Here is a 7,699-nt window from a genome sequence, read left to right on the forward strand (position 1 = left end):
GCCGGGCACGATGTCGGGGGCGCCGAGGCGGGCGGCGTCGGCGGTCTGGTCGTCCGGCTGGAGCTGCGACTCGCGTTCGGCCTCCACCCGCTTGTGGTAGTGCGCCACCTCCCGCTCGACCCTGTCGGCGTCCCAACCGAGCACGCCCGCCATCAGTTCGGCGCACTCCCGGGCGCTGCGGGTGCCCCGGTCGAAGGTCTCGATGGAGATGCGGGTGCGGCGGGTGAGCACGTCGTCCAGGTGCCTGGCGCCCTCGTGACCGGCCGCGTACACGATCTCGGCGCGCAGGTAGTCGTCGGCCGCCGGGAGCGGGTGGGCCAGCGAGGGGTCGTCGGCGATGAGCTCCAACACCTCGTCGAGCAGCGAGCCGTAGCGCTTCAGCAGGTGCTCCACGCGGACGACGTGCAGGCCGGCGCGGGCCGCGATGCGGGCGCGGGCGTTCCACAGCGCGTCGTAGCCCTCGGCGCCCACCAGCGGGACGCGTTCGGTGCAGCTCGGGGCCACCCGCGCGTCCAGCCCGTGCACCGCCTCGTCGACGGCGTCCTTGGCCATCACCCGGTACGTCGTGTACTTGCCGCCGGCGACCACCACCAGGCCGGGCACCGGGTGGGCCACCGTGTGCTCGCGGGAGAGCTTGCTGGTGGCCTCCGACTCCCCGGCCAGCAGCGGACGCAGGCCCGCGTAGACGCCCTCGACGTCATCGCGGGTGAGCGGGGTGGCGAGCACCGCGTTGACCCGTTCCAGCAGGTAGTCGATGTCGGCCGAGGAGGCCGCCGGATGGGCCTTGTCGAGGTCCCACGCGGTGTCTGTGGTGCCGACGATCCAGTGGCGGCCCCAGGGGATCACGAAGAGCACGCTCTTCTCGGTGCGCAGGATGAGGCCGGTGGCGGAGTTGATCCGGTCCCTGGGCACCACGAGGTGGATGCCCTTGGACGCCTTGACGTGGAACCGGCCACGCTCGGTGATGAGCGACTGGGTGTCGTCCGTCCACACCCCTGTGGCGTTCACGACCTGCCGGGCGCGCACCTCGAACTCGCCGCCGTGCTCCAGGTCCTGGACGCGGGCGCCGACCACCCGCTCGCCCTCCCGGAGGAAGCCCACGACCCGGGTGCGGTTGGCGGCGTGCGCGCCGTAGGAGACGGCCGTGCGGACGAGGGTGGTGACAAAGCGCGCGTCGTCCACCTGGGCGTCGTAGTACTGGAGTGCACCGGTCAGCGCGTCCTTGCGCAGGCAGGGCGCGACGCGCAGCGCGCCCCGGCGCGAGAGGTGGCGGTGCACCGGCAGGCCCCGGCCGTGCCCGGAGGAGACCGACATGGCGTCGTACAGGGCGACGCCCGAGCCCGCGTAGAACCGCTCCCAGCCCCGGTGCTGGAGCGGGTAGAGGAAGGGCACCGGCCGCACCAGGTGCGGGGCCAGCCGCTCCAGCAGCAGCCCGCGTTCCTTCAGCGCCTCGCGGACGAGGGCGAAGTCCAGCATCTCCAGGTAGCGCAGGCCGCCGTGGATGAGCTTGCTGGACCGGCTGGAGGTGCCCGACGCCCAGTCGCGGGCCTCGACGATGGCGGTGCTCAGCCCTCGGGTCGCCGCGTCGAGGACCGTGCCGGCGCCGACCACTCCCCCGCCCACGACGAGCACGTCCAGTTCGCGTTCGGCCATTCGGGCGAGCGCTTCCGTCCGCTCGGCCGGTCCCAGTGTCGCCGTCCTCACCGTCTGCCTCCCATGGGTCGCACCGCCTGTCCGGCCGTGCCGTCGTGTCGCCTGGTCGGTCCGTCGTCGGTCGTTCCGTCGTCGGTCGGTCCGTGTCATCGGGCCCGGGAGGGGTCCCGTCCCAGGATCGTCCCCGGTTTCCCGGCGGCTGACCCGGCATCCGGCACGGCGGTCGCAATCCACCATATCTGTCATATATGCGCTTAACCTGACGTAGCGCCCCAACGAGCGACCGCCGCCGCCACGGGAAGGAACCCGCAGCCATGCCCGTAGATCTCGCAGTCCTCGGACTCGGCCCCCTCGGCCTGTCGGCCGCCCGGAACGCCACGGCCGCGGGCGTCCGGACTCTCGGCTACGAGCCGGCGCCCGGCGTCGTCGAGGAACTGACCGCCGGCCGCGCCCCCGCCGACGGCTCGCTCAGCGCGCCCGAACTGCGCCGGATGCTCAAGTCGGGCTTCACTCCGACCGCCGACCCGGACGTCCTCGGCCGCGCCCGCACCGCGCTGCTGTGCGCACCTACCCCGGCCGCCGCCGACGGCTCGCTCGACCTCACCGCCGTACTCGACGCCGCCGCCACGCTGGCGCGCCGGATGCGCCCCCGCACCACCGTGGTCGTCGAGTCCACAGTGCCGCCCGGCGCCACCGAGAGTGTGGTACGCGACGTGCTGGAGACCGGCTCCGGGCTGCGGGCCGGGCGGGACTTCCAACTCGCCTGCGCGCCCGGCCGCCCCGACGACAGCCCCCGGGTCATCGCCGGCCTCACGCCGGCCTGCACCGAGGCCGCCGCCGCCTGCTACGGCCGGCTCACCGACAAGGTCGTCCGAGCGCGCGGACTGCGCGAGGCGGAGACCGCCAAACTGCTCGAGAACAACATCGCGCACGTCAACACGGCACTGGTGAACGAGATGGCGATCCTCTGCCACGACCTCGGCGTGGACCTGTGGGACGTGCTGCGCTGCGCCGACACCCGCCCGCCGGCGGAGGCGTTCCGCCCGGGCCCGGGCGTCGGCGGGCACGACGTGCCGGTGGACCCGGCGCAGTTGGCCGCGCCGCGCCGGGCGTTCGGCCACCCGCCGCGGCTGGTCGCGCTCGCCCGCGCGGTCAACGACCGGATGCCCGAGTACGTCGTGCACCGCACGACCGCGCTGCTCAACGAGCACGGCAAGTCGGCGCGCGGCGCCCGGGTTCTGCTGCTCGGCGTGACACACAGGCCCGACCTCGCCGACCAGACCGGCTCACCCGCCCGCGAGGTCGCCGCCCGACTCACCGACCTCGGCGCCGACCTCACCTACCACGACCCCCACGTGCCGCAGTGGTCCATCGCCGGCCGACCCGTCCCACGTGTGGACTCCCTCTATGACGCCGCCGCCGAGGCGGATCTGACGGTGCTGCTGCAGAACCACCGCGTGTACGACCTCCAGGGTCTCGCGGCGAAGGCGCAGCTGCTTCTCGACACCCGTGGCGCGAGTCCGGCCGGAGTCGCGCACCGGCTCTGAACATCCGCGCTGGCCAGGGGCTTTGTCAGTGGTGGCGACTAGAATCGACAGTGTTCGATTGGTTCGCCGACGCACCCTGGAGGATGCCGATGGCCGTTGTCGACGCACCACCGCTGCCCCCGCTGAGAGAGGTGCGGCTGCCCGCCGGTCAGCCGCGTGAATGGTATGAATCCCACAACCGCAAGCTGAAGGCCATGCGGCTGGCCATCGCCTTGCTGAACACCGGGGTCTACCACCCGACCCAGGCCCCGAACCGACGGATCCGCGCCATCGCCCCGCTGGTCGGGGTGCACCCGCCGTCGGACACGACCTGCCGTCTTGTCCGTTCGCTGATGCTGTAGCGCCGAGCGCGGCCGCTGCTCCGCTGAGCCGACGCGGCGTCGACGCGGCGTCGACGCACCGACGACGCGCCGCCTCCGCCCGCCGGCCCGGGTCCGATCCGCCCGGGCCGGTGTGAGGCAGGACGACTCGCGGCGCTCTCCTTTCCTCTGACTCGTCACCAGGTGACGGGCCGCCACGGCCCGCCGCCCGGACGGCCGTGCCCGACTCCTGCCGCGCGCGCCTCCGGTCGGCGCGGCCCCCATCACCGAAGCAGCCACCGAAGCCACGGAAGCCACCGACGAAAGGTTCCGCCTTGCCTCACGCCCTGGCCGACGACGGCCACGCGACCCTGCTGCCGCCTGCCGCCCGGCACGCCGACTGACGCGCGGCGCATCACCCGTACGGCGGTGGACGCGAGGGGCGCCCCCACTCGGGGGCGCCCCTCGGTTACGTCGGCTCGGGCCGTGCTCGGCGCGGTTCAGCGGCTGCGGGCCACCGTGACCTCGACCCGCTGGAACTCCTTCAGCTCCGAGTAGCCCGTCGTGGCCATCGCCCGGCGCAGCGCGCCGAAGAAGTTCATCGAACCGTCGGGCGTGTGCGACGGACCGGTCAGCACCTCCTCGGTCGTGCCGACCGTGCCCAGGTGCACCTTCTTGCCGCGCGGCACGTCCTCGTGGACGGCCTCCATGCCCCAGTGGTGGCCGCGGCCGGGGGCGTCGGTGGCGCGCGCCAGCGGCGAGCCCATCATCACGGCGTCGGCGCCGCAGGCGATGGCCTTCGGCAGGTCGCCCGACCAGCCGACGCCGCCGTCCGCGATGACGTGCACGTACCGGCCGCCGGACTCGTCCATGTAGTCGCGGCGGGCGGCGGCCACGTCCGCGACGGCGGTCGCCATCGGCACCTGGATGCCCAGCACGTTGCGCGTGGTGTGCGCGGCGCCTCCGCCGAAGCCGACGAGCACACCGGCCGCGCCGGTGCGCATCAGGTGCAGGGCGGCCGTGTAGGTGGCGCAGCCGCCGACGATGACGGGCACGTCGAGCTCGTAGATGAACTGCTTGAGGTTCAGCGGCTCGGCGGCCGAGGACACGTGCTCCGCGGAGACCGTGGTGCCCCGGATCACGAACAGGTCCACACCCGCGTCGACGACCGCCTTGGAGAACTGCGCCGTGCGCTGCGGGGAGAGCGCGGCGGCGGTGACCACACCCGCGTCCCTGACCTCCTTGATGCGCCGGCCGATCAGCTCCTCCTTGATCGGCTCGGCGTAGATCTCCTGGAGGCGGCGGTTCGCCTGCTCCTCGTCCAGCTCGGCGATCTCGTCGAGCAGCGGCTGCGGGTCCTCGTAGCGGGTCCACAGGCCCTCGAGGTTGAGCACCCCGAGCCCGCCCATCTCGCCGATGCGGATCGCGGTGGCGGGCGACACGACCGAGTCCATGGGCGCGGCCAGGAACGGCAGCTCGAAGCGGTAGGCGTCGATCTGCCAGGCGATCGAGACCTCCTTCGGGTCGCGCGTGCGACGGCTCGGCACGACGGCGATGTCGTCGAACGCGTACGCCCGCCGCCCGCGCTTGCCGCGCCCGATCTCGATCTCAGTCACGTGATACTGCCCTTCCGTACGGTGTGCGCCCCTCGGTGTCCCAGGGCGACCCAGTATCCCAGGCGGCCGCCACTCCTCCGGCAGGACCCGGGCGATGACGGCGTACCCGACGCGCCCGGGGCCGGCGCGGGCTCAGCGGCTGCTGTAGTTCGGCGCCTCGGTGGTCATCTGGATGTCGTGCGGGTGGCTCTCCCGCAGACCGGCCGAGGTGATGCGCACGAACCGGCCGCGCTCCTTCATCTCCGGGACCGTCCGGCCGCCGACGTAGAACATCGACTGCCGCAGACCACCGACCAGCTGGTGCACCACGGCCGCCAGCGGGCCGCGGTAGGGCACCTGGCCCTCGATGCCCTCGGGGATCAGCTTGTCGTCGCCGCTGACCTCCTCCTGGAAGTAGCGGTCCTTGGAGAAGGAGCGCTGGTCGCCGCGCGACTGCATGGCGCCGAGCGAGCCCATGCCCCGGTAGGACTTGAACTGCTTGCCGTTGATGAACAGCAGCTCGCCCGGGGACTCCTCGCACCCGGCGAGCAGGCTGCCCAGCATGACCGTGTCCGCGCCCGCGACCAGCGCCTTGGCGATGTCGCCGCTGTACTGGAGGCCGCCGTCGCCGATCACCGGCACGCCGGCCGCGCGGGCCGCCTCGGCCGCCTCGTAGATCGCCGTCACCTGCGGCACGCCCACACCGGCGACCACCCGCGTCGTGCAGATGGAGCCGGGGCCGACGCCCACCTTCACGGCGTCCACACCGGCGTCGACGAGCGCCTTGGCGCCGTCCCTGGTGGCGACGTTGCCGCCGATGACGTCCACCTGGTTGCCCGACTTGATCTTCGCGGCCATCTCGCCGACCAGCCGGGAGTGGCCGTGCGCGGTGTCCACGACGACAAAGTCGACGCCGGCCTCGATCAGCGCCTGGGCCCGCTCGTACGCGTCGCCGGCGACGCCGACCGCCGCGCCGACCAGCAGGCGGCCCTCGGCGTCCTTCGCGGCGTTCGGGTACTTCTCGGCCTTGACGAAGTCCTTGACGGTGATGAGGCCCCTGATCCGGCCCTCGTCGTCGACCAGCGGAAGCTTCTCGATCTTGTGCCGCCGCAGCAGCTCCATCGCCTCGTCGCGGTTGATGCCGACCCGGCCGGTGACCAGCGGCATCGGCGTCATGACCTCGCGGACCTGGCGGTCGCGGTCGGTCTCGAAGGCCATGTCGCGGTTGGTGACGATGCCCAGCAGCTTGCCCGCGTTGTCGGTCACCGGCACGCCGCTGATGCGGAACCGGCCGCACAGCGCGTCGGCCTCGCGGAGACTGGCGTCGGGGCGGATCGTGATGGGATCGGCGACCATGCCGGACTCGGACCGCTTGACCCGGTCGACCTGGGCGGCCTGGTCCTCGATGGAGAGGTTGCGGTGCAGCACGCCGACGCCGCCCTGGCGGGCCATCGCGATCGCCATCCGGGCCTCGGTGACCTTGTCCATCGCCGCCGACAGCAGCGGGATGTTCACCTTGACGTTCCGCGTCACGTACGACGCGGTGTTGATGTCCTGCGGCGCCATGTCGGACTCGCCCGGCAGCAGCAACACATCGTCGTAGGTCAGCCCGAGGGTGGCGAATTTAGCGGGCACACCGCCGACGTCGTCCTTCATGACACCTTCCCCAATGGTCTTGCTGCGGCACGGGTGTCCATGCTAACGCCCAGACGACACCCACTCGTACGGCTGATTTCTCATAGGAAGCTACGGGCGGCGACGGCGACAACACCCGGTTGCGCCCGTTTGTTCCCCTCCCCGCTTGTTGTACCTACTGCTCGGCGAGGGCACGCAGCCGACTGAGCGCGCGGTGCTGGGCCACCCGGACCGCGCCGGGCGACATGCCGAGCATCTGGCCCGTCTCCTCCGCGGTGAGCCCGACCGCCACGCGCAGCAGGATCAGCTCCCGCTGGTTCTCCGGGAGGCTGGCCAGCAGCTTCTTCGCCCACTCGGTGTCACTGCTGAGCAGCGCCCGCTCCTCCGGGCCGAGCGAGTCGTCCGGCTGCTCCGGCATCTCGTCCGAGGGGACCGCCGTGGACCCCGGCCGCCGCATCGCGGCACGCTGGAGGTCGGCGATCTTGTGCTGTGCGATGGCGACCACAAACGCGTCGAACGGCTTTCCGGTGTCCCGGTAGCGCGGCAGCGCGCACAGGACGGCCAGGCAGACCTCCTGCGCGAGGTCGTCCACGAAGTGCCGCGCCTCCCCCGGCAGCCGGCTGAGCCGGGTGCGGCAGTAGCGCAGGGCGAGCGGATGGACGTGCGCGAGCAGGTCGTGCGTCGCCCGCTCGTCGCCCTGCGCGGCACGACGGACGAGAGTACCGATGGCCGACACGGCCGTTCTCTCGTCGTCACGCATCGGTCCATGGTGCACCGACGCCGGAGCGTCCGTCGCACCGAGCCCGTTGTTGTGCACTGAAGCGTTATGAGTGGGCGCGCTGGCCGGCATCTTCCGCGCCCTCCCCTCACGCCTGACTGACCGGTCCCCGAGGAACTCCATGCCTTCAAGGATGCGGCACGCCGGCGATTGCGACACCCGGCCGTCACCGCCCCCGCCGTACTCCCGCCC

General features: G+C 72.5%; 6 protein-coding genes. 2 read left to right on the top strand and 4 right to left on the bottom strand.

The features are described from left to right. Positions 1-1,704: glycerol-3-phosphate dehydrogenase/oxidase (locus FNX44_RS20655; RefSeq protein WP_143650050.1), on the bottom strand; the 1,704-nt coding region annotated here is incomplete at its 3' end. Between the two features lie 263 nt (positions 1,705-1,967). Between FNX44_RS20655 and FNX44_RS20660 the strand changes: the two genes are divergently transcribed. Next, positions 1,968-3,200 (top strand): nucleotide sugar dehydrogenase, encoded by a 1,233-nt coding sequence (locus FNX44_RS20660; RefSeq protein ID WP_143650053.1) that lies wholly within the window; start codon positions 1,968-1,970, stop codon positions 3,198-3,200. Between the two features lie 83 nt (positions 3,201-3,283). Next, positions 3,284-3,541 carry a hypothetical protein gene (locus tag FNX44_RS20665; protein WP_143650060.1) on the top strand — a complete coding sequence of 86 codons (258 nt, stop codon included), beginning with the start codon at positions 3,284-3,286 and terminating at the stop codon, positions 3,539-3,541. A 458-nt stretch (positions 3,542-3,999) separates the two neighbouring features. Here FNX44_RS20665 and FNX44_RS20670 read toward each other — a convergent pair whose 3' ends face one another. The 3 genes from FNX44_RS20670 to FNX44_RS20680 all read right to left on the bottom strand — a co-directional run bounded on the left by FNX44_RS20670 (position 4,000) and on the right by FNX44_RS20680 (position 7,489). Continuing rightward, complete coding sequence (locus FNX44_RS20670) at positions 4,000-5,115, bottom strand: GuaB3 family IMP dehydrogenase-related protein (protein WP_143650055.1); 1,116 nt, start codon at positions 5,113-5,115, stop codon at positions 4,000-4,002. A gap of 132 nt (positions 5,116-5,247) precedes the next feature. Next, on the bottom strand, positions 5,248-6,750 hold the full coding sequence (gene guaB, locus FNX44_RS20675; RefSeq protein WP_143650057.1) for an IMP dehydrogenase: 1,503 nt from the start codon (positions 6,748-6,750) through the stop codon (positions 5,248-5,250). 154 nt (positions 6,751-6,904) lie between these two features. After that, positions 6,905-7,489, bottom strand: a complete 585-nt coding sequence (locus FNX44_RS20680) for a sigma-70 family RNA polymerase sigma factor (RefSeq protein WP_323369534.1) — start codon at positions 7,487-7,489, stop codon at positions 6,905-6,907. Positions 7,490-7,699 lie beyond the last annotated feature (210 nt).

Source organism: Streptomyces alkaliterrae (assembly GCF_007097205.2).
Classification (GTDB): Bacteria; Actinomycetota; Actinomycetes; order Streptomycetales; family Streptomycetaceae; genus Streptomyces; species Streptomyces alkaliterrae.